The organism is Sphingobium olei (genome assembly GCF_042678845.1).
GTDB lineage: Bacteria > Pseudomonadota > Alphaproteobacteria > Sphingomonadales > Sphingomonadaceae > Sphingobium > Sphingobium olei.
In genome coordinates, this window is sequence record NZ_JBHTLS010000131.1 from 94,389 (window position 1) to 115,075 (window position 20,687).

Annotated in this window: 25 protein-coding genes, 1 tRNA gene and 1 pseudogene; 10 read left to right on the plus strand and 17 right to left on the minus strand. The window is 63.3% G+C overall.

Features of this window, described 5'->3' with window-relative positions:
• Positions 1-16: 16 nt before the first annotated feature.
• Both ACFQ24_RS15525 and bla read right to left on the minus strand, forming a co-directional pair.
• Positions 17-379 carry an Mpo1-like protein gene (locus ACFQ24_RS15525; protein WP_380912808.1) on the minus strand — a complete coding sequence of 121 codons (363 nt, stop codon included), beginning with the start codon at positions 377-379 and terminating at the stop codon, positions 17-19.
• A gap of 51 nt (positions 380-430) precedes the next feature.
• Positions 431-1,486: a class A beta-lactamase gene (gene bla, locus ACFQ24_RS15530; RefSeq protein ID WP_380912810.1), complete on the minus strand. Its 1,056-nt coding sequence runs from the start codon at positions 1,484-1,486 to the stop codon at positions 431-433.
• Between the two features lie 100 nt (positions 1,487-1,586).
• Here bla and ung point away from each other — a divergent pair, with 100 nt between their 5' ends.
• Entirely contained in the window at positions 1,587-2,279 is a 693-nt protein-coding gene (ung, locus tag ACFQ24_RS15535) for a uracil-DNA glycosylase (RefSeq protein ID WP_380912812.1), read from the plus strand.
• Between the two features lie 116 nt (positions 2,280-2,395).
• Complete coding sequence (locus ACFQ24_RS15540; protein ID WP_380912814.1) at positions 2,396-2,713, plus strand: glycine zipper 2TM domain-containing protein; 318 nt, start codon at positions 2,396-2,398, stop codon at positions 2,711-2,713.
• Positions 2,714-2,831: 118 nt separating this feature from the next.
• Here the strand turns inward: ACFQ24_RS15540 and rpoZ are convergent, their stop codons facing one another.
• The gene (rpoZ, locus tag ACFQ24_RS15545; protein ID WP_066763185.1) at positions 2,832-3,176 is read right to left on the minus strand and encodes a DNA-directed RNA polymerase subunit omega; all 345 of its coding nucleotides are present in this window, start codon (positions 3,174-3,176) and stop codon (positions 2,832-2,834) included.
• A gap of 86 nt (positions 3,177-3,262) precedes the next feature.
• Here rpoZ and ACFQ24_RS15550 point away from each other — a divergent pair, with 86 nt between their 5' ends.
• Positions 3,263-4,501, plus strand: coding sequence for a phospholipase D-like domain-containing protein (locus ACFQ24_RS15550; protein WP_380912816.1), 1,239 nt, complete (start codon positions 3,263-3,265; stop codon positions 4,499-4,501).
• Between the two features lie 39 nt (positions 4,502-4,540).
• Here the strand turns inward: ACFQ24_RS15550 and ACFQ24_RS15555 are convergent, their stop codons facing one another.
• Both ACFQ24_RS15555 and ald read right to left on the minus strand, forming a co-directional pair.
• Complete coding sequence (locus ACFQ24_RS15555; RefSeq protein ID WP_380912818.1) at positions 4,541-5,371, minus strand: sulfite exporter TauE/SafE family protein; 831 nt, start codon at positions 5,369-5,371, stop codon at positions 4,541-4,543.
• A 313-nt stretch (positions 5,372-5,684) separates the two neighbouring features.
• Positions 5,685-6,800: an alanine dehydrogenase gene (gene ald / locus ACFQ24_RS15560; RefSeq protein WP_380912820.1), complete on the minus strand. Its 1,116-nt coding sequence runs from the start codon at positions 6,798-6,800 to the stop codon at positions 5,685-5,687.
• Positions 6,801-6,953: 153 nt separating this feature from the next.
• On the opposite strand from ald, the gene ACFQ24_RS15565 reads away from it, so the two are divergent.
• Positions 6,954-7,415, plus strand: coding sequence for an Lrp/AsnC family transcriptional regulator (locus tag ACFQ24_RS15565; protein WP_380912822.1), 462 nt, complete (start codon positions 6,954-6,956; stop codon positions 7,413-7,415).
• On the opposite strand, the gene ACFQ24_RS15570 is transcribed toward ACFQ24_RS15565, so the two are convergent.
• A complete protein-coding gene (locus ACFQ24_RS15570; RefSeq protein ID WP_380912824.1) occupies positions 7,412-8,317 on the minus strand; it encodes a peptidylprolyl isomerase in 906 nt (301 codons plus the stop codon). The genes ACFQ24_RS15565 and ACFQ24_RS15570 overlap by 4 nt on opposite strands.
• Positions 8,318-8,409: 92 nt before the next feature.
• On the opposite strand from ACFQ24_RS15570, the gene ACFQ24_RS15575 reads away from it, so the two are divergent.
• Positions 8,410-8,500 (plus strand) — tRNA-Ser (locus ACFQ24_RS15575).
• A 521-nt stretch (positions 8,501-9,021) separates the two neighbouring features.
• Here ACFQ24_RS15575 and ACFQ24_RS15580 read toward each other — a convergent pair.
• A complete protein-coding gene (locus ACFQ24_RS15580) occupies positions 9,022-9,366 on the minus strand; it encodes a hypothetical protein (RefSeq protein WP_380912826.1) in 345 nt (114 codons plus the stop codon).
• Between the two features lie 329 nt (positions 9,367-9,695).
• Between ACFQ24_RS15580 and ACFQ24_RS15585 the strand changes: the two genes are divergently transcribed.
• A complete protein-coding gene (locus tag ACFQ24_RS15585) occupies positions 9,696-10,157 on the plus strand; it encodes a surface-adhesin E family protein (protein WP_380912828.1) in 462 nt (153 codons plus the stop codon).
• 26 nt (positions 10,158-10,183) lie between these two features.
• On the opposite strand, the gene ACFQ24_RS15590 is transcribed toward ACFQ24_RS15585, so the two are convergent.
• The 10 genes from ACFQ24_RS15590 to ACFQ24_RS15635 all read right to left on the minus strand — a co-directional run bounded on the left by ACFQ24_RS15590 (position 10,184) and on the right by ACFQ24_RS15635 (position 16,670).
• The gene (locus ACFQ24_RS15590) at positions 10,184-10,318 is read right to left on the minus strand and encodes a hypothetical protein (protein WP_380912944.1); all 135 of its coding nucleotides are present in this window, start codon (positions 10,316-10,318) and stop codon (positions 10,184-10,186) included.
• On the minus strand, positions 10,275-10,856 hold the full coding sequence (locus ACFQ24_RS15595; RefSeq protein ID WP_380912830.1) for a hypothetical protein: 582 nt from the start codon (positions 10,854-10,856) through the stop codon (positions 10,275-10,277). The genes ACFQ24_RS15590 and ACFQ24_RS15595 overlap by 44 nt, the downstream gene beginning before the upstream one ends.
• 197 nt (positions 10,857-11,053) lie before the next feature.
• The gene (locus ACFQ24_RS15600) at positions 11,054-12,349 is read right to left on the minus strand and encodes an AAA family ATPase (RefSeq protein ID WP_380912832.1); all 1,296 of its coding nucleotides are present in this window, start codon (positions 12,347-12,349) and stop codon (positions 11,054-11,056) included.
• Positions 12,342-13,292: a toprim domain-containing protein gene (locus ACFQ24_RS15605; protein ID WP_380912834.1), complete on the minus strand. Its 951-nt coding sequence runs from the start codon at positions 13,290-13,292 to the stop codon at positions 12,342-12,344. Before ACFQ24_RS15605 ends, ACFQ24_RS15600 begins: the two co-directional genes overlap by 8 nt.
• On the minus strand, positions 13,289-13,600 hold the full coding sequence (locus ACFQ24_RS15610) for a hypothetical protein (RefSeq protein WP_380912836.1): 312 nt from the start codon (positions 13,598-13,600) through the stop codon (positions 13,289-13,291). The genes ACFQ24_RS15605 and ACFQ24_RS15610 overlap by 4 nt, the downstream gene beginning before the upstream one ends.
• Complete coding sequence (locus ACFQ24_RS15615) at positions 13,593-13,781, minus strand: hypothetical protein (RefSeq protein ID WP_380912837.1); 189 nt, start codon at positions 13,779-13,781, stop codon at positions 13,593-13,595. Before ACFQ24_RS15615 ends, ACFQ24_RS15610 begins: the two co-directional genes overlap by 8 nt.
• A gap of 3 nt (positions 13,782-13,784) precedes the next feature.
• Positions 13,785-14,018: a helix-turn-helix domain-containing protein gene (locus tag ACFQ24_RS15620; protein ID WP_380912839.1), complete on the minus strand. Its 234-nt coding sequence runs from the start codon at positions 14,016-14,018 to the stop codon at positions 13,785-13,787.
• A gap of 65 nt (positions 14,019-14,083) precedes the next feature.
• Positions 14,084-14,734, minus strand: a complete 651-nt coding sequence (locus ACFQ24_RS15625; protein ID WP_380912841.1) for a hypothetical protein — start codon at positions 14,732-14,734, stop codon at positions 14,084-14,086.
• A gap of 122 nt (positions 14,735-14,856) precedes the next feature.
• The gene (locus ACFQ24_RS15630) at positions 14,857-15,321 is read right to left on the minus strand and encodes a hypothetical protein (RefSeq protein ID WP_380912843.1); all 465 of its coding nucleotides are present in this window, start codon (positions 15,319-15,321) and stop codon (positions 14,857-14,859) included.
• A 101-nt stretch (positions 15,322-15,422) separates the two neighbouring features.
• Positions 15,423-16,670 carry a tyrosine-type recombinase/integrase gene (locus tag ACFQ24_RS15635; protein WP_380912845.1) on the minus strand — a complete coding sequence of 416 codons (1,248 nt, stop codon included), beginning with the start codon at positions 16,668-16,670 and terminating at the stop codon, positions 15,423-15,425.
• Positions 16,671-16,995: 325 nt separating this feature from the next.
• Between ACFQ24_RS15635 and ACFQ24_RS15640 the strand changes: the two are divergent.
• The 4 genes and pseudogenes from ACFQ24_RS15640 to ACFQ24_RS15655 all read left to right on the plus strand — a co-directional run.
• Positions 16,996-17,349, plus strand: a pseudogene (locus ACFQ24_RS15640) (transposase); the annotation flags it as partial.
• 89 nt (positions 17,350-17,438) lie between these two features.
• A complete protein-coding gene (locus tag ACFQ24_RS15645) occupies positions 17,439-18,020 on the plus strand; it encodes an ANTAR domain-containing response regulator (protein WP_380912847.1) in 582 nt (193 codons plus the stop codon).
• Positions 18,017-19,225 (plus strand): ABC transporter substrate-binding protein, encoded by a 1,209-nt coding sequence (locus ACFQ24_RS15650; RefSeq protein WP_380912849.1) that lies wholly within the window; start codon positions 18,017-18,019, stop codon positions 19,223-19,225. Before ACFQ24_RS15645 ends, ACFQ24_RS15650 begins: the two co-directional genes overlap by 4 nt.
• A 213-nt stretch (positions 19,226-19,438) precedes the next feature.
• A complete protein-coding gene (locus ACFQ24_RS15655; RefSeq protein ID WP_380912851.1) occupies positions 19,439-20,683 on the plus strand; it encodes a nitrate/nitrite transporter in 1,245 nt (414 codons plus the stop codon).
• The last annotated feature ends 4 nt before the right edge of the window (positions 20,684-20,687 follow it).

Below are 20,687 nucleotides of genomic sequence, written 5' to 3' on the forward strand. Positions count from 1 at the left end.
CGGTCAAGCGGGTCGATCAGGCAAAGATTCGCCGCGCGGGATCGACGGTGCCGTCCGTCCTGACGCCCGCCCGCTCAAGATCCCGCCCGATCCTGCCTGTGAGAAAGCGTTTCCACATCAGGAAGTCCGCGCGAAGTGACCAGAGCGGATAGCGGAACGTCGCCGGCCGGTTGCGCTCGACCAGCCAGTGACCCGCCCAGGCAAAGCCATAGCCCGCGAGCGGCAGCGCCAGTCCCGTCCACCAATGGCGCGACAGCGGCAAGGCCGCGAGCAGTCCCACCACAATGCTGGTTCCCGCATAGTGCAGCGCCCGTGTGCCGGGTCGCGCATGTTCCTGCAGATAATAGGGCCAGAAATCGTGAAAGCTTTTAATGGGCATCACCAGCCATCCTCTTCTGGACTGGCAGCGTAACGATCTACGGCGATGCCGTTAAGTATTATGCGCCCGGCCGTGCTCCCTGTCCGGGGCATAGAGGAAATAGTCGTAGGCCGCGCGTGCTGCTTCGGCGATCACGCGATCGCGCGACACATGCCCCTTGCTGTCCTTCATGACGAACACCGCGACGGCGAACCGCCGCCCATCCGGCAACCGCACGACGCCGACATCATTGCCGACGCCGTTCAGCGATCCGGTCTTATGCGCGACCGCCGTGCCCGGCGGCAGCATGCCAACGATCCGCGCCTTGCCGGTTTCGCATCCCGCCATAATGGTGAAGAGCCGCTGCGTACTGGCAGGCGACAAGGCGCGCCCCGCCTCGAACGCGGTGACGAGATCGAGCATCGCCGTAGGCGTAGAGGTATCCTCCGGCTCGGCGGCGAAGGCGATGTTCGGAAGATCCCCGATGTCGCGGACGGCGATCTGCGGATCGGCCTTGCGCGCAGCCTCTGCATTCTGGCGGAAGGTGCCGGACAGTGGATGAATGCCCATGGCACGATACAGAAGATGCGCCGTGTCGCTATCCACGCGGAGGCCCCGCACGCCCAGACCGGTCACGAACTGGGTGATTGCCTGAGGACCGCCTGCCCGCGCCACCAGAACGTCGGTGGCATTATTGTCGCTCTTCTGCAGCATCAGTTGCAGAAGGCGATCGACGGATAGGCTCGCGCCGGGACGCGAGAACATCCAGGCTATCCCGCCTTCGCTCGCCAGCGCGGGATCGAGGGCGAGCTGATCGTCCAGCCGGAGTTCACCCGCATCGATCAGGGCGAAGATGCGGCCGGCGACCGCGACCTTGTAGGCACTGGCCATGGGAAACAGGGTATCGCCGTTGAACGCCTGCGTCTCGCCCGTTTGAAGATCGCGCACCGCGATCCCTACGGTGCCATCCGACAAGGTAGCGAAACGGGCGAACTCTCCCAGCAGCTTCGCCTCGGCTGTCTGCTGGAGCAGCGGCTTGGGCGGTGGGCCGAACGCGTCCGCCCCCGGCAGCGGCGCGACGAACAGGCTGAAGGCGGCAAGAACGCTGATCGGACGAAGAAAATCCATACGCCACTGTCGCGAATCATCGGCGGAGAGGCAAGTAGATTGGCGCCGTTGACAGCGCTTTGCCGGACGGGCCATCACAAGGGGTATGAGCACCACGGGCATGAGCGAAACCATAAAGCTGCACGAAAGCTGGCGCGAACCCCTGGCGGAGCAGTTCGCCGCGCCGCACATGCAGGCACTCAAGAGCTTTCTCCAATCGGAAAAGGCGGCTGGAAAGCGCCTCTTTCCCAAGGGCAGCGAATATTTCCGGGCGCTGGACCTGACGCCACTGGATCAGGTGAAGGCGGTGATATTGGGGCAAGACCCCTATCATGGCGAGGGGCAGGCGCATGGCCTGTGCTTTTCCGTTCGCCCCGGCGTGCGAACGCCGCCCTCGCTGATGAACATCTACAAGGAAATGCAGGCGGACCTCGGGATCGTTCCGGCGCGCCACGGCTTTCTCGAACATTGGGCGCGGCAGGGCGTGTTGTTGCTCAACAGCGTGTTGACGGTCGAGATGGGCCGAGCCGCATCGCATCAGGGCAAGGGTTGGGAATTGTTCACCGACGCGGTCATTCGCCTCGTGGCGCAGAGCCAGAAGCCGGTCGTGTTCATGCTGTGGGGCGCCTATGCCCAGCGCAAGGCGGGTTTCGTCGACCAGAGCCGTCATCTGGTGATCAAATCCGCCCACCCTTCCCCTTTGTCCGCGCATAATGGCTTTCTGGGGTCGCGGCCCTTTTCCCGCGCTAACGCCTTTTTGGAGGCACATGGTCGCGGCGCGATCGACTGGGCCTTGCCCGCGCTCGCCCCCTGATCGCGGTCCTTCTTTGCTGAACGGACGATAACGGCGCGGTTCAGCTTCGGCCCATGGAACCGGGTGCATAACGCTCCTCACAGTCAAGTGAATCATCGGTCTGGAGGAGAAGACAAATGAAGATCAGCAAAGCCGTTCTGGCGACCGCCCTTGCCGCCGCCACCGTCTCGTCTGTGGTTCCCGCCGCCGCTGAGGCGCGTCCGCATCGCGAGCGCCACTATCGCGACTATGACCGCCGCGCCGACTATCGCGACGATTATCGCTATCGCTGCCGCAAGTCGGGTGGCACGACTGGCCTGCTGCTCGGCGGCGTCGCCGGCGCGCTGCTTGGCCGGGCCGTCGATACTCGCGGCGATCGTGCCCCCGGCACCATCATCGGCGCAGGCGCAGGCGCGCTGGCCGGTCGTGCGATCGATCGCAATTCGCGCTGCTGATCCGAATGAAGCCAGGGTCGTTTCACGATCCTGCCTTCCGATTTTTGCCTAAAACGGTCGAGGCCCGGTCCTGCTTGCGCAGGCCGGGCCTCATTCCCTCTCCAAACTTGTTCGTCGATCAGCCGTCGTAGTCGCCGCCGATATTCTGGTTCCGCGGCGGGGCCGCCGCCGTCAGGCGCAGCGCTTCGGCGGACTGGGCGATCGAACCGATCTCATCAGGCGTATCGTCATCGTCAATCTGCACCTTCTGCAGCGAGGCGACAACCGAATCATGAAGATCGGCGGGCAAAATGGTTTCTTCGGCGATCTCACGCAGGGCAACGACCGGGTTCTTGTCCCGATCGCGATCGAGCGTCAGTTCCGCACCACCCGAAATCTCTCGCGCGCGCTGCGCAGCGAGAAGAACGAGATCAAAACGATTGGTAACCTTGTCGACGCAATCTTCGACGGTAACGCGGGCCAAACGGGCCTCCTGAACAACGAATGGAAATCTTGAAGTGCTGGACTAACAGCCCGCACCTTACGAGTCAATGAAAAGCCCATAAAGCCATGGCGCGCCGGTCCCAAACGCGGCATGACTGGGCGATGGCGACCGTGACATCCGCCCCGCCTTCGAGCGACGCATCGGCGATCCGGACCGATCTATCGGGTAACCAGCTTCGCCTGATCGTGGAGGGTCGGGCACTGCGCGATGCCCTGATCGCGCTGATCGAGGGCGCGTGCCGCAGCCTGAAGCTCTATTATTACATCTTTGCCGCCGATGACAGCGGCACGCTCGTCCGCGACGCGCTGATCGCGGCGCGCCGGCGGGGCGTGGCGGTCACGCTCATGATCGACGGCTTCGGATCCGGCGCGACGCCCGACGCCTTTTTCGCTCCATTGGTGGCGTCCGGCGCGCGGTTCGCGCGCTTCGGCACCCGTCGATCCACCCGCTACCTCATCCGCAACCACCAGAAAATGGCGATTGCGGACGATAGCCGGTTGCTGATGGGCGGCTTCAATGTCGAGGATGGCTATTTCGGCATTCCCGCCGACGATTGCTGGCGCGACATCGGCCTGTGGATCGAGGGCGATCAGGTTGCCGCGATGAGCGCCTGGTACGGCCAGCTTTGGCGCTGGGTGTCGGGCCGGCGCCAGCGCTTCCGAGACCTGCGCAGAATGGTCAGGCGCTGGCGCCCTCCACGCCGGCTGGCGTCCGACACGCCGTTTCGCTGGCTGATCGGCGGGCCGACCCGGCGCTTGAGCCCCTGGGCGCAGGTAGTGAAGCATGATCTTGAGAAAGCGGCGCGGGTCGACATGGTCGAAGCCTATTTCTCTCCAGGCCGCGGCATGTTGAAACGGATCGCGCGAGCGGCCCGGCGACGGGGCGCACGCATCATCCTGCCCGCCAAATCCGACAATGGGGCCACCGTCGCCGCCGCGAGGCTGCTCTACGGCCCCCTGCTCAAGCGCGGCGTGAGGATTGCGGAATATCAGTCCTGCAAGCTGCACATGAAGCTGATCGTGATCGACGACGCCGTTTTCGTGGGGTCCGCCAATTTCGACATGCGCAGCCTCTTCCTCAATCTGGAACTGATGCTGCGGATCGAGGATCACGCCTTCGCACAGGATGTTCGCGCCTTTATCGACAGGGAGGAGGCGGCAAGCAGGGTCATCACCCTTGAGGCGCACAAGGCGGGCCGCACCCCGCTTACCCTGGTGAAGCAATGGGTCAGCTATCTGCTGGTGGGGGTGCTGGACTATACCGTGACGCGGCGGCTCAACTTCCGCGATCCCGACGCGGGCTGAACGGCCGGCGACGCAAGGTCGACCGCCGGCCTCCTACTTCTAGACCTTGAGCCCGTTGCGGAGCATCAGCGCGCCGATGATGAGCAGATAGAGCCCGAAGATTTTCTTGAGCGGGCCGGCCGGCAGGCTGTGCGCGGCAGCGACGCCCAGCGGCGCGGTCAGCATCGACATGGACGCGATCGCAACGGTGGCCGGGATGTTGATATAACCCAGCGATCCCCAAGGCAGGCCGCTTTCCTTGAGCCCGATTATGGCGAAACCGATGGTCGTCGGTACGGCGATCAGGGTTCCGATGCCCGAAGCCGTGGCGATCGCCCGGTGGATCGTGCGGCCGCACAGCGTCATCGTCATGATGGCGATCGTGCCGCCGCCGATGCCCAGCAGCGAGGAAAAGGTGCCCAATCCCCCCGCAATGCCGATACGGGCCAGCCCAGATGGCATCTGGTCGCTGATCACCTTGCCGTTCAACACGGGGATGAGGAAATTGAGCGACATCAGGATGACGCCCACGCCGAAGATCATCTTGAGTGTACGGCCATCGACATGGCCGGCCAGGACTACGCCCACCCCGCAGCCCAGGATGATCCACGGTGCCCATGTCTTGAGCACGTCGAACTCCACTGCGCCGCGCTTGGAATGGGCGAGCAGCGAGCGGATGGAGGTCAGGATGATGGTGGCGGCCGATGTGCCGATCGCCACATGGGCGATGCCGTCTTTCGTTCCGCCCAGCAGCGGCAGCACGACCAGCAGCGCGGGCACGACGACAAAGCCGCCGCCAATGCCGAATATGCCGGCCGCGAAACCCGCCACCAGTCCAGCGGCCAGCATGGACAGGAGCGGGATCAGCCAGGTCATGACATCTACGTGCATCAGCGTGCCCCTTCCTGCCCGATATGACCAGCGCGCATGTTGTTACGTTCGCCTTCTCGGATCAAGGCAGCGGAAGTGGGTAAATCGACCATGACGTTAAACCATGCCTCTCTTCGGCGGAACAAAGCTGCATGGGGGCATGTGGCATGTCCCCCTGCCCCGCCTAAACGAATGATGGTCCGCAAACCCTCACCCCGGATCGACGCCCTTTGCGCTGGCCTGAGAGAACGACCAAAAAAGAAGAAGCGCCAGCCCAAGGGAAGGCTGGCGCTTCTTCGTCAAGCGCTTGTCGGCAGCGTCTTGCAAAAATGGGTCAGGCAACCGCGTCTTCAGCGGGCGTATACGGCAGGCCAAGATCATCGGCGACCGCGCGATAGGTTATCTTGCCGTCCCAGACGTTGAGGCCGGCGCGCAGATGCGGGTCGGTGCGCAGGGCTTCCTTCCAGCCGAGTTCGGCGATGCGCAGGGCATGGGGCAATGTGACATTGTTGAGCGCGTAGGTGCTGGTGCGCGCGACAGCGCCCGGCATGTTGGCGACGCAATAATGGACGACCCCATCCACGACATAGGTCGGATCGGCATGGGTGGTCGCGTGACTGGTTTCGAAGCAGCCGCCCTGATCGATGGCGACGTCCACCAGAACAGCGCCCTTCTTCATGGTCTTGAGCATGTCCGCGCTCACCAGCTTGGGTGCGGCCGCGCCGGGGATCAGCACCGCGCCGATGACGAGGTCCGCCTCCGCCACGCATTCCGCCAGGTTCGCCCGATTGGAAAAGCGCGTCTTCGCGCGGGCTTCGAAATACATGCCGAGCTTCTCGAGCACTTCGGGGCTGCGATCGAGGATGGTGACGTCCGCGCCCAGCCCCGCCGCCATCTGGGCCGCGTTGAAGCCAACGACGCCGCCGCCGATCACTGCCACCTTGGCCGGCAACACGCCCGGCACGCCGCCCAGCAACACGCCGCGTCCGCCATGCGCCTTTTCGAGCGCGGTCGCGCCTGCCTGGATCGCCATGCGTCCGGCGACCTGGCTCATGGGCTTCAGCAGTGGCAGGCCGCCATGCGCATCCGTCACGGTTTCATAGGCGATGCAGGTGGCGCCGCTGGCGATCAGATCGCGCGTCTGATCGGGGTCGGGGGCCAAGTGGAGGTAGGTATAGAGGATCTGGCCCGGGCGCAGCATGGCGCGTTCCCCCGCCTGGGGTTCCTTGACCTTCACGATCATCTCCGCGCGGGCGAAGATTTCCTCCGCGGACGAGACGATTTCCGCCCCTGCCTTTACATACAGGTCGTCACCAGCGCCGATGCCCTCCCCAGCGCCGCTTTCGACAAGCAGCTGATGACCGTGGCTGGCCAGCTCATGCACGCTTTCGGGCGTCAGTCCCACCCGATATTCGTGATTTTTGATTTCTTTGACGGTTCCGACGATCATCCAGGCCCTCCAAAAATGAGTATCGGCGCTCTGGCGCCTGCCATTTCGGATCATAGCGCGGACGAGCCAGGGAATGTTCCCTGATTTTACCCCTGGCCATGCAAACGTCGGAAAACTATCCCGGCATATCCGCACTATCAGGGATGTAATTCCATGGATCGCTTCGATGTCGCCTTGCTGGAGACGCTTCAAACGGATTCGCGCCGCTCGGTCGCGGAATTAAGCGAGCAAATCGGCCTGTCGTCTTCGGCCTGCCATCGGCGTGTCAAAGCGCTTGAGGAAGCAGGATTGATCGCGGGCTATGCGGCGCGCCTCGACCCCGACGCTCTGGGCATCACGCTTCATGCGTTCGTAGAAATGTCGCTCACCAGCCAGAGCCGGGAGACCATGGATCGGTTCGAGGCCGCTGTGGCCGACTTTCCTGAAATCCTGGAATGCCACTTGATGGCGGGACAGGCGGACTATCTGCTGCGCGTGGCTGCGGCCGACCTCAAAGGTTTCGACGCCATCCACCGCGACTGCCTCGCCCGCCTGCCAGGCGTCGCCGCGATCCGCACCAGCTTTGCCATCCGACGCATCCGCGACTGGCGCGGTTATCGTGTACGGAGCCTTTAGTTGCGCGCACGGATGGGCACGGGGGCGTTGCAGATGTCGACCCCACCGGCGGGACGGTCATAGAAATCATCCTTCCGGTTGGCGCGCAGACGCAGATAGCGAGCAAAGCTGTCCGAAGCCGTATCCATGACCTCGATACGCGGGCGAGTTGCCGTTGGCATTTCGCTGGCGAGGCGAGCGGACAGGATCGGCGTCTTGCGCTCCTTGGCGGTATAAAAACCAAGATCGCCGGTGCCGCGCGGCAGGCTGGACAGCACGGACATGCCGTCCACCACCCGCCCGACAACGGCGATGTTGCGATCCAGCTGGCGCGGCGCCTGCCCGATGACGGCATAGAGTTCGGCCCCCGTCCCGGCATCGGGTGACACGTTCCGGCCGACCCCGACATAAGCATAGCAATGCGGCAGCCAGGCCGAACCACCGTCCATCGCCATCGGCCATCCACCGCTGAACCCGGTCGCAGCCGCATAGGGATCAGCATAGGGAAGCGGCGTTATGCGCATCCTGCGCGTCGTCAGATCCATGACATAGTCCTGCGCGCTGGTCGGAGAGAGGCCGGGCGGGAGCGGCTTTTTCTCCGTCGCGTCGCCCCACTGCACGACATAATTGTCCTGGACGCGGTTGATGCTCGTTCCGTCCCACCAATGCCGTGCAGCCAGTAATCGGATGTTCCCGACATGGCGAGGCGCGAAGGCCGGCGCGAGCTGAATGACGACGCGATGCCCGCCCCTGATCCTCAGAACCAGCAGATCCTCCGGCGGGACAGGCAGCCATGCGCTGGCCGGTGCCTGCGCTACCACAGCGGCCGGCGTGGCCGGCGTGTCGGCGGATGACGCCGCCGACGGGAACAGTGCGATGGACAGGGACAGCGACAAGGGAAGCAGGCGACACATGATGCGCATGAAACAGGGCATCATGGATAAAGTAAAGCCCCCGCCAATGCCCCTTGCCTAGCCGCCCGCATGACGATAGGGAGCCGCCTTCCAGTGCATGCGGAGCGGTGGCCGAGTGGTCGAAGGCGCTCGCCTGGAAAGTGAGTATACGCCAAAAGCGTATCGAGGGTTCGAATCCCTCCCGCTCCGCCATAATACCTTGATTTTATTGATGTTTTTTCAAATCAAGGCTGGTGTTCCCATAATCGCTCCCCGATAGCGCACCCGCTTGAGGCTGAACGCCACGGGACAAATCGGCTTCCGTGGCAGGGATGATGCGCGCCAGCCGGTGGCCAATTCCGAGTGATTGGCAGTGCAGACCCGGCAATCCAATTCGGGCCGCGTTTCCGGTCCGCATGGGTCAGTAATTGGCCCCACACCGTACGCGACAAATCGCGGCCAGAAATGGCAGATTTGTGCGGGTTTCCGCAGATGGTCACTTCTCCGTCAAAATGACTTGGCGGCTGGAGGGCAAATCAGATGCACGTGAACCAGCCGCGAAACGGCAGAAAACTGCCATTCTCACCGGGCCGAACTTCGCTGTAATGTGACTTGCCAGCGACTTGCTTTGTTATTCAATGAGTCGAAGCTCATTTTATCGCGCATGGATGCGGCACCGGAGGAAATGCCGGTCCGCATCGGCGATAGCCCGCGCACGGACCGGCAAGGAAGCATCACGGCATTTCGATGAGCCATTCAATCGACTTGTCGCCAGTATCGATGGACTGTTCCAGCAACGCCTCGTCGCTGTAGAGGACGATCCAGTCGGGCAGTTCAGCCTTTACGGCGCGGGCGATGGCATAGCCTTCGGCAACAAATCCCGTGAGATCAAAGTCCGGGTCACGCCACTTGGTGCCGTCCTGGCTGTCATGCCAGCGCTGCCAGTCCTGAATACGCTGCCAGAGCGCATCGCTGACCCGAAAGCCTTCCATGGTGCTGTTCGGGATCGAGGGCGCGCTCCACACCCCATCTGCGCAAAAGTCGCACATGATGCGCACGGCTTTGATTTTGTCTGTCATAGGTTTCTCCAGTGCATGGCAATGGGCAGGGCACCTGCGCCCCGTCCGTCTGCTCTGGATTGCCGCCGCGCTGGGCGGTGGAGCATCAACTACTGCTCGCCAAAAACTTGAGCAAGGGGTGGTCGTCGGGGAAATTGCCATTGCCGAGCGCGCACGGTAATCAGGTAGCCTCACGCTAAACGGCGCGAGAAACAAGCCGTCGGGGCGGGGTAGTTGTCCGCCTGCCCTTAATGAGGCGATCCGGTCCGTCCTGCGATCCTCCGGCGGCCAATTAGTGGGGGCACGGCTCAGTGCGATTGCGCACCGGAAATACTTGGTGGAAGTGGCGCTTGCCCGTTCTTGTCTTTGTTGGGATTGCGGCAAATTCGCATCCTGCGCATGCCGATCCATTGGTGCTTGTCGCTACTGACCCCAATTCCGTCGTAGCAATCGACTTGGGCGAAAAGCAGGAAACCGGACTCGGCACGATCAGGGTATGGCAGATCGAAAGATATGGCACGCCATCCATAACCATCAAAGGAAAGGCTGCGAAAGTCATCAAGACCCAATATGAGGTTAGATGCTCCACCAAGGAAACGCGGAGACTGTATGCTTTCGCCTTCGATTCGAGCGGAGGTTCAATTGATTATGGCCCCTTCCGAGAAAGCTGGATGCCCAGCCCGCCGGGGTCATATTACATCGACCTGCACCGGGTAGCTTGTGGCGGCCCCAGCGCAACTGATGTGATCTTTGACGATATGGATCATCTTGCCAAAACGCAGGACGCCATTGCGCGCGAGAAGGGCCATTAAAGGCGGGGCCAGTCCGTCTCTGATGTTCAAACCTCTCCGAGAAGTGCCGCTATGCTATCCGCGCCGCCTGATCGCGCGCCGTGTTTCCATGCGTTGCAGTTGCCCGCGGGAGCGCCGCTACCTTTCCCGCCGTGCATCCGGCACCGTTTCGCGCCTTTGATCGCCGGGGATTGGCACGCCGTTCCCGAGCGGGTCCGGGCTAGGCAGCGGGGGGCGGCATGAGCTTTGTGCATGGGGTTGATCGGTTGAAGTTCCATTTCCTTGGCCCCCGGTGTGATGGTGGAATTGATCGGCAATGACAGCCTGGCCACCCTCGTTCACGTGCACATGCCGCACGGTTTGCTCGCGCGGTTGGTGCAGCTTCGCCAGTTCGGCCAGTGTTGCGCGGCTCCCTGCCTGTGCCTTGAGCGCCAGCCGCATGAATATCTCCATGGCTTGGGGATACTCGCGCATATTGTAGGAAGCGCGCCGGGCCATCTCCGTGAAAATGCCGTCGAGGGAAATGGCTTGAGCGACGAGCAGGCGACTGGCAATCGACAAATCCCCCCCTTCTGCCTTCTTCGTCTCGCGCAGCAGTTCGACATAGAAGTTGCTCAAGTCCGGTGACTTGCCGTCATCCGTTCCATTGAGGAGCGCCTCAGTGAAGCGCGATGCGAGATGACCATGCCGCAATCCCGGCTCCAGCAAATCCTTGGCCAACTGATCGCGCTGCCCGTCATCATGCGCCGGGGCTTTCGATCCGGTCCCGTCGATCCGCTGCGCCGGTTTGGCCCTGATATTTTTCGCCGTCATATCCGCACCTTTGAAATTCGATTTTCACACCCTCACCGGCCTTCACCCGCACCACACCACCACCGCACTCTCCTATAGAGAGGTGCGGGTGGTGCGGACGGGGATCAGAACGGGTCATCGCCCGCACTTTCCACACCTTCCGCACCACACGTTTGAAGGTGCGGTCGGGTGCCAATCTCGCTGGGGTCAACCGGCTTTCCGGCGATCGCAAAGGGAACGTCACGGCCATTCACCGTCCGGTGTTCAACCGCCAGAGCACCGTTTTTGCGCCACGTCCGCAGGATTGCCTTGATGCGCCCCTTGTCGGTTTCAGCGGACAGGCCAGCCACCTCGGCGACCAGATGGCCAACCCAATCCTTGGCCTGCACACTCTCGCGCCAGTCACCAGCCGCAAGCCCTTGCTGGACCATGTAGAGGTGCCAGGTTGTCAGGCCATGGAACACGTCGGGCTTTTCCCAGAGCGTTGCGACGCCGACAAAATCGGGCGGCTCCAGCCCGGCGCCATTGTCGAGGCTCTGGCTTTCCAGCTTGATCCATGTGGCAGCACCAGCAGGCGCACGGCTGACTTTGCCTTCGTCGATACGCACCAGCGTGCGGCGCAAGGCGGGATCGGTAATGCCTAGTTCCTCGGCATCCTTTTCGCCCATGGGGTTGAGCGGCAGCACGACGCGGGCAGCATCGCGCAACGCGACCGCGCCGCGTCCGTCCTCTACCGTAACCTCGCGCCCGCCCAATTTCTTGGTATGGTGCACCAGCACGACCGCGCAGCCGGTTTCCTGAGCCAGTCGCTTCCACCGCTTGGTGATGGCGTCGATTGCTCCATTGCTGTTTTCCTGCACGGCATGGCTGGACACGAAAGGGTCAACGACCACCGTGGCGATTTGCCGGTCCCTGATCGTCACTGCGAGCTGGACAAATACTTCCTCTGCCAGCGCGAAGCCGTCCCGATCTTCAATGGCCGTGCATAGCGGTTGGACCAGCCCGCTATCGAGGTGCAACCGGTCTCCGCAATCCTCGGGGCCAATGTCATGGAACGCGCATGCAGCGGCCATTTGCCGCTCCAGTTCGTCGGCACCATCCTCAAGGTTGAATATCCACACCGCTTGCGGGCCTCGGGGCAAAGGCTTGCCCAAAAGCGGCCTGCCACTGGCGAGGCAAAGCGCCATCGTGCCGCTGATCGTGCTCTTGCCGGTGCCGCCCGGCGCAATGATCGCCGTGACCTCACCCCTCAGCAGCCAGTGACCAAGCAGCCACTGCCGCGTGGGCAGCGATGCCGGATCGGGCCAGCGATAGGGCGTGGCGCGAATGGCCGTGCCGGTAGGCGTAGCACCGGCAATGCGGCTGGCCACGTCATCGGGTTCCATATCGGCAAAGTCCATGGGAGCGGTCGCGTTACGCATGGACAGCCCTCCCGGCATGAGCGATCCGGGCCGCGACCTCGGCAGGCGCAATGTCCGCAAAGTCGGCTCCCGAGTCCGCTGCGCGCGTTTCCGGGACGAGGGGCAGCGGAGTGGCCAAAAGCGCGCCGATGGACTCAGCGGCCCTCTGAGCGGCTTGCAGACCGATATTCTCCGAGAGGTGACGGTCATCGTCCGCCGCGACGATCATTGCTCGGCTTGGGAACAGCTTGCGCATGGCGCGGGCAACGGTTTCAAGGTTGCGCGCCGATAGGGCCGCGACCACGCCATGACCGGTCGCATGGTGGATTGCTGCCATGGTGGCGAAGCCTTCCCCGATCACCAGCGGTCCAACCGATGGCCTGCCATCCTGCACAAGCGCGCCGTGCGACCAGAATAGTTCATCGGTGCGCCCGCCGGACAGGAACAGCTTTCGGCCATCGGGATAGACGCGCTGGACGTTCCACAGGCGAAAGGCGCAATCGACCATCGGGACAAGCAGCGCGTCGCCGTGCTGCCGAATACCAAACGCGGGCAGGCGCTTGCGTGCCAAATAGCCGTGCGCGGGATCGGCCTTGCCAGCGCCGCGCCACAGGTCGCGGGCAACGCTAGCCGCCGCTTCCTGCTTGGCTTCCGTTGCCGCTTTGCGCCGGGCTTCGCTCTCACGGGCCTCAGCGATAATCGCGCGCCGTTCGGCCGGTGACAGCGAACGGGGATCGCTCCCCGCACGCCATACCGTCCGTACGCCCAGCCGGTAATGCCGGAACACGCCAGCGGGCACGCCATCGAGGTGAAGCCATGCCCAACCGTTGCGCCGTCCGGGCTTGTCGCCATCGGCGCGGAAGCGGACGGGATCACCGGCAGCGAGCTTGTCGGCAATCGGCTCCACAGGGCGGATGCCAGCCGCCCCCATGGCATCGAGAAATTCCGAAACGGGATCGGTCACAGTGCGGCCCTCCCTTTTTCGGTAAGGCGAAGCACCGCCGCACCCTTGCCGGACGGATTGCGGCGACGCGCGCCGGTTGGCTCCACAAGGCCCATGGCCCGCAGTTCGGAGAAACGCGGTTGCAGGCTTTCGCGGGCGACCTCGGCAACAGCGACGGCTTCCAGCACCGTTGCCTCGCCCAGCTTGTCCAATGAGCGTATAGCGACGCGGCGAAGATAGGACACGCAAGGCGCGATAGCCTCGGCAGCGTCCTGGCTGGTGCCGTCCGGACCTTTCGCGCCGGGATCGTCGGGGTAGCGATCAGCCATGGCCGTGCCCTCCGAATGCGATAGCCGCAATCATCGCCGCCAATTCGGGCCGGACGTGGTGCATGGCGACAAGGAATTGCGCCTGCACGTCGAGAGGGGTAAGAGGGTCACGGAACCAGCCGCCACAGCTATTCCGCGATGCCCGCGCCTTACCCGCGCGGGTTTCGCTTTTCTGGGGCATGGCTCAAGCCTCCCCCGCGATCAGCGCGTGCAACGCCTCGGCTGGAATGATCGTCCTGCCGCCGACGCGAACAGCGCGAAGGCGACCAGCCGAAATGTGATTGTAGATCGTGGTCCGGCCAAGGCTTGACGCCCGGCAGGCTTCCCGAATGCTATAACCGATTTTCGGGGGATCATGTTTTACGGATTGCATGGCATTGGTCCCATTTGGCCCGCGCGGAGATGCTTCGGACTTCATGGGACGATCAGGTATCGGGCAGGGTCTTCGACGTGAGGGGAACGATTGTCAGAAATTTTCTCCCCTCAGTGGCGGCGGTTGCCTTTCAGATCGTCGTCGGCATCGGGAAGATTGGACGCAAGTTGCGCCCAAATTTGGCGATTTTCCTCCGGCGCTCGGCTCAAGGCCTCCCGCATAATATCTTCCAATGAGGGACTGCCGCGCCGGAACTCAGTGCTGTAATCGCGTTCTAAGGTGCTGGCCTTATAGGCTTTCCCTAACCCCTGATCGGCAATGTAGCGCGCTGCCTTGCTTGCAGCTATTTCGACTGACGCCCCGGCGAGGTGCAGGCAGCAGACGATGCGCAACGCCTCTGCATGAATGCTATCACTCTGAATGCGCTTGCCGGTGCCGCCGCGCTCAAGCCCGGCAAACCGGATTGTTGCCACCTCTGCCATGAGGTTCAGCAGCGTCGGCGGCGGACCAATCTCGGCATTGCGACAGGCGAGGAATGCAGCGTCGATGTAGTGCGGATTCTTGGTTTCCATCCATTGGCGAGCAAACCACGCAACGGACTCAAGTTCCGCCAGCGGCTTCCCTGAAAACTCCAACTCAAGGGACAGCAGTCCCCAAACCTTTTCGGCCTCGGACCTAGACAGGCCGATCTTCTCGCCGGTTTCCCAAGTCTTCTTGAGATTCGACAAGCGGTCATCGAAGTTGTTTTCATCCCACGCCATGCCGCCTCCCAAGCGGTTCCCAAAAGGTGACGGGGAAGCGCGTGGGATGCGCGCTTGTCGGATGGCCGTCCTATCCCCGCCAACGGTTCTATGGCCTTGCTGGGCAGCTTTCCAGCCGCACCCTAAAAGCCATCCTCATATTCCCCCGGATCGCTGATCGGACAGCCCGCGCCACGGTCGGGCATTGGCGGGCCGGTCCAGCAATCCTCATCATATTGTCCGGCTGGATCGTCGTCCTCGGCATCCTCATGCGCTTGCGTGATATTCGGCCCGCGTTTCTGGCTTCCGCGCATGGCGTGCCATTCGATCCAAGCATTCTCGCCAACGTCGGCAATGTCGCATCCTGGCTTATCGCTGGGCACGGGACTACCTATGTCGGTGCAGCGCGAAACCTCATCCTCGCTGCATTCGCCTTCCCGGTCGGGATCGCCGTCCAGCACGTCGAGCAGGTCGATTGCCACAGTGACGAATGCCGCCAGCTTACCGCGATCATACCGTGACAGGATGCGCGCCACGGCTGGCATCGGCGGTATCGTGCCCGGCAGGGTGACGGGCTGGGCCTCTCGGCCTATGGGATTGCTAGCCATTATCTCGACTCCTTTGCAGTCGGGTGTGGTTAGGGCCAGCAGGGGAGCTACTACCTTCCCCGGCTGGCCCGCTTCCATCGGGCCGAATGCCCGGTGAAACTCTATCCGGCCTCGGCCTTGCGAATGGGCGTCACGTTGGCACCAGCCGCCGGGATCGTGGCGCAATAGGTGGCCCAATCGTCCATGAGCCGCCGCCGCTTGTCGAACAGGTCGCCGCGCCGATAGGCCCGTTCCACCTTGTTCTCGATTGTGTGCGCCAAGGCCATTTCGGCAACTTCATGGGCATAGCCGGTGCATTCAGCAGACCAGTCGCGGAAGCCCGAACGGAAGCCGTGCACGGTCACGTCAACTTTCATCCGGCGAAGCAGCATGGTCATAGCCATGCCGGACATTTTTCCGCCCTTGGTTGCCGGGAACAGCCATTCCTTGCGCAGCCCTTCCGTGGACTTCAAAATCTCCACCGCGCGCGGCGACAGGGGCACGCGATGTTCCTTGCCCGCCTTCATGCGGCTGGCAGGGATCGTCCAGATTGCCTTCTCCAAATCGACCTCATCCCACTTCGCTCCGATCACCTCCCCGGTGCGGGCAGCGGTCAGGATCGTAAATTCCAGCGCCAGCGCCGCGATGGCCTCCCGCTTGTGCAGCGCACCGACGAATACCGGGATCGCTTCATAGGGCATGGCCTTGTGGTGGCCGCGCGTGAGCCGGGACCGGGCAGGCAGGATTTGCGCGATATGGCCGCGCCACCGGGCAGGATTTTCGCCCTCCCGGTATCCGCGCGCCTTGGCGGCATCGAGGATCGTTTCCATGCGTCCCCGCACGCGGCTGGCAGTCTCGGCCTTGGCTTTCCAGATCGGCTCAAGGATTTGCAGGACGTGCGCAGTCCCGACCTCGGCAACGGGCAATTCCCCGATCACGGGATAGACATAAGTGGCCAGCGTGTTCTTCCATTGCTGGCGATGCTTGTCATTGCGCCAGCTTCCCTCATTCGCGCCGATGTAGGCTTCCGCCACGGCCTTGAACGTCATTCCGGCGATTTGTGCCGCCTGAGCCGCTGCAAGGGCCTCAGCGGCCTCCCGCTGGCGTTCCTCAAGGGGATCAATCCCCGCCTTGACCTTGAGGCGCAGCGCGTCGCGGGCGTCGCGGGCCTGCGACAAGGAAATGCCGTCCGGTCCAGCCGCGCCAAGGCCAATGTCCCGCGACTTGCCGCTGAGCATGAATCGATAGACCCATGATCGGGCACCGCTTTCCTTCACCAGCAAATGCAGCCCGCCACCATCGGCATGGCGACCGGGCTTTGCATTCTTCACCGCCAAGGGCGTGAGCACGTTGCTGAGCTTCTTGGGCATTATGGCTCCCTGTCAGGGAACCGAACCTGCCCCTAGACCGCCCCAATGGCGTCGCAGCACCGCGTTCCCAAAACTGTTCCCCGATAATAGCGCGGTTTTATGGGAACGCAACGGGACGCACTCGGACAAGCGAACGGGCGAGCCTCCACTAAATCCTCCTATCTTAGCCATCTTAGTGGAGGCATTCGGATGCGGCTGGACGCTAGTTAGGCGGACTCCCGCTCCGCCAGATCCAGTTTTCAGGGGGTCCGCAACAGTCCGCCGATCTCGACTTTTTCTCCATGAGTACCACCGCTTAGTTCGCCAGTTCGGCTTCGGCTGATAGCGACCGGCTGTCATTGCCATGATCAAGACCATCTTTGCGCAGAAAACCGCCGAAGCGGCTCACCAGCAGTGGCAGCAGGTGGCCGATGCTTTGCGCGAGAAGTTCCGAACTGGCCGACATGATGGAATGATCGCGCGAGGACGTGCTCGCTTAGATGACCTTCCCGAAGGACGCCTGCGCAGAGATCGCGTCCACCAACCCACCGAAAAGGGTGAAACACTGAAAAGGGTGAGCGAAGAGATCAAGCGCAGGGCCGATGTCATCGGCATCTTCCCCAACGATGCCGCCGTCGTCCGCCTCGTCGGCGCACTGATGCTGGAGCAGAATGACGGGTGGGTCCAAAGCTGGTCACGAATGGAGCCCCCGCCCGTCAGAATCCCACCTTGTGCTTGCGGTAGATGTTGTACGGAATTTCCTGCTATGGACCGCATAAGGGGGCGGCGATGCGGATTGTCATTATCGATGATAGCGGTTTGCGCGCAACGGTCCTCGAAGAAGGCCTTCGTGACGCGGGCTATCACGATATCCACATCGTCCCGCCGCGTGGCGCGTTCGTCGCCCGGCTGGAGCGCATGGCGCCCGACGTCGTGCTCATGGACCTAGGCAGTCCGAGCCGGGATACGCTGGAGGAAATGCTGACCGTCAGCCGCGCGCTGGCCCGCCCCATCGCCATGTTCGTCGATCAGTCGGACGAGGCGATGATTGGCGCGGCGATCGACGCGGGCGTTTCCGCCTATGTCGTGGACGGGCTGCGCAAGGAGCGGGTGAAGCCGGTGCTCGAACTCGCCGTCCGCCGCTTCAATGCCTTTTCGAAGATGCAGGCCGAACTGGACGAAGCGCGCACCGCTCTTTCGGACCGCAAGATCATCGACCGTGCCAAGTCGATCCTGATGAATCAGCGCGGCCTCTCGGAACAGGATGCCTATGCGCTGTTGCGGTCGAGCGCCATGAACCAGGGCAAGAAGATCGTGGATGTGGCGCAGGCGCTGATAACGGCGAGCGACCTGCTCGGAGGGGGACTATGACGACGCACCTCAAAATCGCCTTTCTGCCGCTCAACGACGCGGCGGTGCTGGTGGCGGCACGCGAGAAGGGCTTTGCAGAAGGCGAAGGGCTGAGCATCGACCTCGTCCGCACGACGAGTTGGGCGACGCTGCGCGACCGGCTGGTGTTCGGGCAGGTCCATGCCGCGCAGATGCTGGCCCCGCTCGCCGTCGCCGTGACCTTGGGGCTGAGCCAGCAACCTGCCGCGCTCGCCGCCCCCTACAAGCTGGGCGTCAACGGCAACATGCTGGTGATGGCGAGCGATTTCGCCAAAGCGCTGGAGCCGGATCTCGCTGCACGCCTGTCCGACCCGCTCGGCACCGCGCATGATTTCGCTGCCGCCATCGGATTGTGGCGGCGCAAGCCGGTGATCGGCGTCGTCCATCGCTTTTCAAGCCACGCCATCATGTTGCGCTACTGGCTGGCGAGCGCAGGTGTCGATCCTGACCGCGATGTGCTGCTGCGCGTGCTGCCGCCTTCCCTGACCGTCGAGGCGTTGCGAGCCGGCGAAATTGACGGCTTCATCGCGGGCGAGCCGTGGGGCAGCGCGGCGGTCGAAGCAGGCTTGGCCGAAACGGTCGCGATCGGCGAGCGCATCTGGCGGCGCGGCGTAGAGAAGGTGCTGGCCTTCCGCGAAGCATGGCTGGAGGAGCATTCCGACATCGTTGATCGGCTATTGCGAGCGCTGGCGCGGGCCGCGGCCTGGTGCGACGATCCGGCCAACCATCCCGCCTTGGCCGAACTGCTGGCCGACCCGCGCTATGTCGATCAGCCCGCCGACCTGATCGCCCGTGCATTGGAAGGGCGTATCGTGGCGCGAGCCGGGGATGCGCCCATCGCCAATCCCGACTTCATGCTGTTCAGTCGCGAGGCTACCCCCTTCCCCTGGCGTAGCCAGGCGCTCTGGATCTACTCGCAAATGGTGCGCTGGAAAATGGTGCCGCACGATGCCGCGACGATGGCGAAGGCAGGCGCGGTCTTCCGCCCCGATATCTTCCGCCGAGCGCTGGCTGATAGCGACATGCCGATCCCCGGCGCCAGCATGAAGGTGGAAGGCGCGGTCGCCCATCCACTGGCCGTGGGTTCGCGCAAGGGAGAACTGACGCTGGGGCCGGATCGCTTTTTCGACGGACGGACGTTCGATCCCGAACGCATGGACGAATTTCTGGCCGGCTTCTCCCGCTGACATTTTGTGCCTTGCAACATGACGCATATTGCGGGATGATTATCGAGTCGCGCGACGAAGCGTGACGCATTCGGATGCGCCGTCCCAGGGTGGGGATCGTGCCTCCTCACCAGTTTCGCAGCAAAGCCGCTGACCGGGTTCGTCCGTCAAGGACGACATTCGGGCTGCGGCTTTTTTCGTGTCCATTTTTCGTCAGAATATGGGGGACATACTATGGCAACCGCTTATTGGGACCGCGAAGGACAGGATGCTTCGGCGTCCGGCGCGACCAGCTTCTGGAAGGCCGGCCATACGCCGACCTTGATCGCCGCCTTTCTCTATTTCGACCTCGCCTTCATGGTGTGGGTGCTGTTGGGGCCGCTGGCGCCCGCCATTTCCAAGACTTTGGCGCTGACCCCGGCGGAAAAGGGGCTGATGGTCGCGACGCCGACCCTGGCCGGTGCGCTGCTGCGGGTCGTGAACGGCTTGCTGGTCGATCGCATCGGCCCCAAATCGTCGGGCGCGATCAGCCAGTTGATCGTCATCGCGGGCCTGTTCACCGCCTGGGTGATGGGCGTCAACAGCTTTGGCGGAACGCTGGCACTGGGCGTTATCCTGGGCTTTGCCGGCGCGAGCTTCGCGATCGCGCTGCCGCTCGCCAGCCGCTGGTATCCGCCCGAGCATCAGGGCAAGGCGATGGGTCTTGCCGGCATGGGCAATTCGGGAACCGTGCTGGCCTCCCTCTTCGCGCCCGGTCTGGCGAAGCTGTTCGGCTGGAACGCGGTGCTGGGGCTTGCCTGCATTCCGCTCTCGATCGTGTTCGTCGCCTATATGCTGATGGCGAAGGATGCGCCCAACGCGCCAGCGCCCAAGCGCATGATCGACTATTTCGAACCTTTGAAGCAGGCAGACGCCTGGTGGCTGATGGCCTTCTACGCCGTCACCTTCGGCGGCTTCGTGGGCCTGGCCGCCAGCCTGCCCATCTACTTCACCGACCAGTTCGGCCTGACCCCGGTGATCGCGGGCTACTGCACCGCCGCCTGCGTCTTCGCCGGATCGCTGGTGCGGCCGATGGGCGGCGCGCTCGCCGACAGGATCGGCGGGTCGAAGGCGCTGATGATCGTCTACGCCGTCGCGGCGGTGGCGCTGGCAGGCGTCGGCTTCGCGACGAGCCTGGCAGGGGCGCTTGGCCTGTTCGTCCTCGCCATGCTGGCACTCGGCACCGGCAACGGATCGGTGTTCCAGTTGGTGCCCCAGCGCTTCCAGGCGGAGATCGGCGTGATGACTGGCCTTGTCGGAATGGCTGGCGGCATTGGCGGCTTCTATCTCGCCAGTTCGCTGGGCCTCGCCAAGCAGTGGACCGGCAGCTTCGCGCCCGGCTTCCTGATCTTCGCCGCGCTGGCCATCGTCGCGCTGATCGGCCTCGCGCTGGTCAAAGGCAAATGGCGCGCCAACTGGATCAGCAGCGCGCGTATCTGAACGG

Excerpts from the sequence above, each read along its gene's own strand:
- ung (WP_380912812.1), top strand. The coding sequence starts at position 1,587 with ATGAGCGAAACCATAAAGCTGCACGAAAGCTGGCGCGAACCCCTGGCG.
- ACFQ24_RS15610 (WP_380912836.1), bottom strand. The coding sequence starts at position 13,600 with ATGGCTGATCGCTACCCCGACGATCCCGGCGCGAAAGGTCCGGACGGC.
- ACFQ24_RS15540 (WP_380912814.1), top strand. The coding sequence starts at position 2,396 with ATGAAGATCAGCAAAGCCGTTCTGGCGACCGCCCTTGCCGCCGCCACC.
- ACFQ24_RS15635 (WP_380912845.1), bottom strand. The coding sequence starts at position 16,670 with ATGCCCAAGAAGCTCAGCAACGTGCTCACGCCCTTGGCGGTGAAGAAT.
- ACFQ24_RS15550 (WP_380912816.1), top strand. The coding sequence starts at position 3,263 with ATGGCGCGCCGGTCCCAAACGCGGCATGACTGGGCGATGGCGACCGTG.
- ACFQ24_RS15565 (WP_380912822.1), top strand. The coding sequence starts at position 6,954 with ATGGATCGCTTCGATGTCGCCTTGCTGGAGACGCTTCAAACGGATTCG.
- bla (WP_380912810.1), bottom strand. The coding sequence starts at position 1,486 with ATGGATTTTCTTCGTCCGATCAGCGTTCTTGCCGCCTTCAGCCTGTTC.
- ACFQ24_RS15555 (WP_380912818.1), bottom strand. The coding sequence starts at position 5,371 with ATGCACGTAGATGTCATGACCTGGCTGATCCCGCTCCTGTCCATGCTG.
- ACFQ24_RS15600 (WP_380912832.1), bottom strand. The coding sequence starts at position 12,349 with ATGCGTAACGCGACCGCTCCCATGGACTTTGCCGATATGGAACCCGAT.
- ACFQ24_RS15655 (WP_380912851.1), top strand. The coding sequence starts at position 19,439 with ATGGCAACCGCTTATTGGGACCGCGAAGGACAGGATGCTTCGGCGTCC.
- ACFQ24_RS15620 (WP_380912839.1), bottom strand. The coding sequence starts at position 14,018 with ATGAAGTCCGAAGCATCTCCGCGCGGGCCAAATGGGACCAATGCCATG.
- ACFQ24_RS15650 (WP_380912849.1), top strand. The coding sequence starts at position 18,017 with ATGACGACGCACCTCAAAATCGCCTTTCTGCCGCTCAACGACGCGGCG.
- ACFQ24_RS15615 (WP_380912837.1), bottom strand. The coding sequence starts at position 13,781 with ATGCCCCAGAAAAGCGAAACCCGCGCGGGTAAGGCGCGGGCATCGCGG.
- ACFQ24_RS15570 (WP_380912824.1), bottom strand. The coding sequence starts at position 8,317 with ATGCGCATCATGTGTCGCCTGCTTCCCTTGTCGCTGTCCCTGTCCATC.
- ACFQ24_RS15645 (WP_380912847.1), top strand. The coding sequence starts at position 17,439 with ATGCGGATTGTCATTATCGATGATAGCGGTTTGCGCGCAACGGTCCTC.
- ACFQ24_RS15630 (WP_380912843.1), bottom strand. The coding sequence starts at position 15,321 with ATGGCTAGCAATCCCATAGGCCGAGAGGCCCAGCCCGTCACCCTGCCG.
- ald (WP_380912820.1), bottom strand. The coding sequence starts at position 6,800 with ATGATCGTCGGAACCGTCAAAGAAATCAAAAATCACGAATATCGGGTG.
- ACFQ24_RS15525 (WP_380912808.1), bottom strand. The coding sequence starts at position 379 with ATGCCCATTAAAAGCTTTCACGATTTCTGGCCCTATTATCTGCAGGAA.
- ACFQ24_RS15625 (WP_380912841.1), bottom strand. The coding sequence starts at position 14,734 with ATGGCGTGGGATGAAAACAACTTCGATGACCGCTTGTCGAATCTCAAG.
- ACFQ24_RS15580 (WP_380912826.1), bottom strand. The coding sequence starts at position 9,366 with ATGACAGACAAAATCAAAGCCGTGCGCATCATGTGCGACTTTTGCGCA.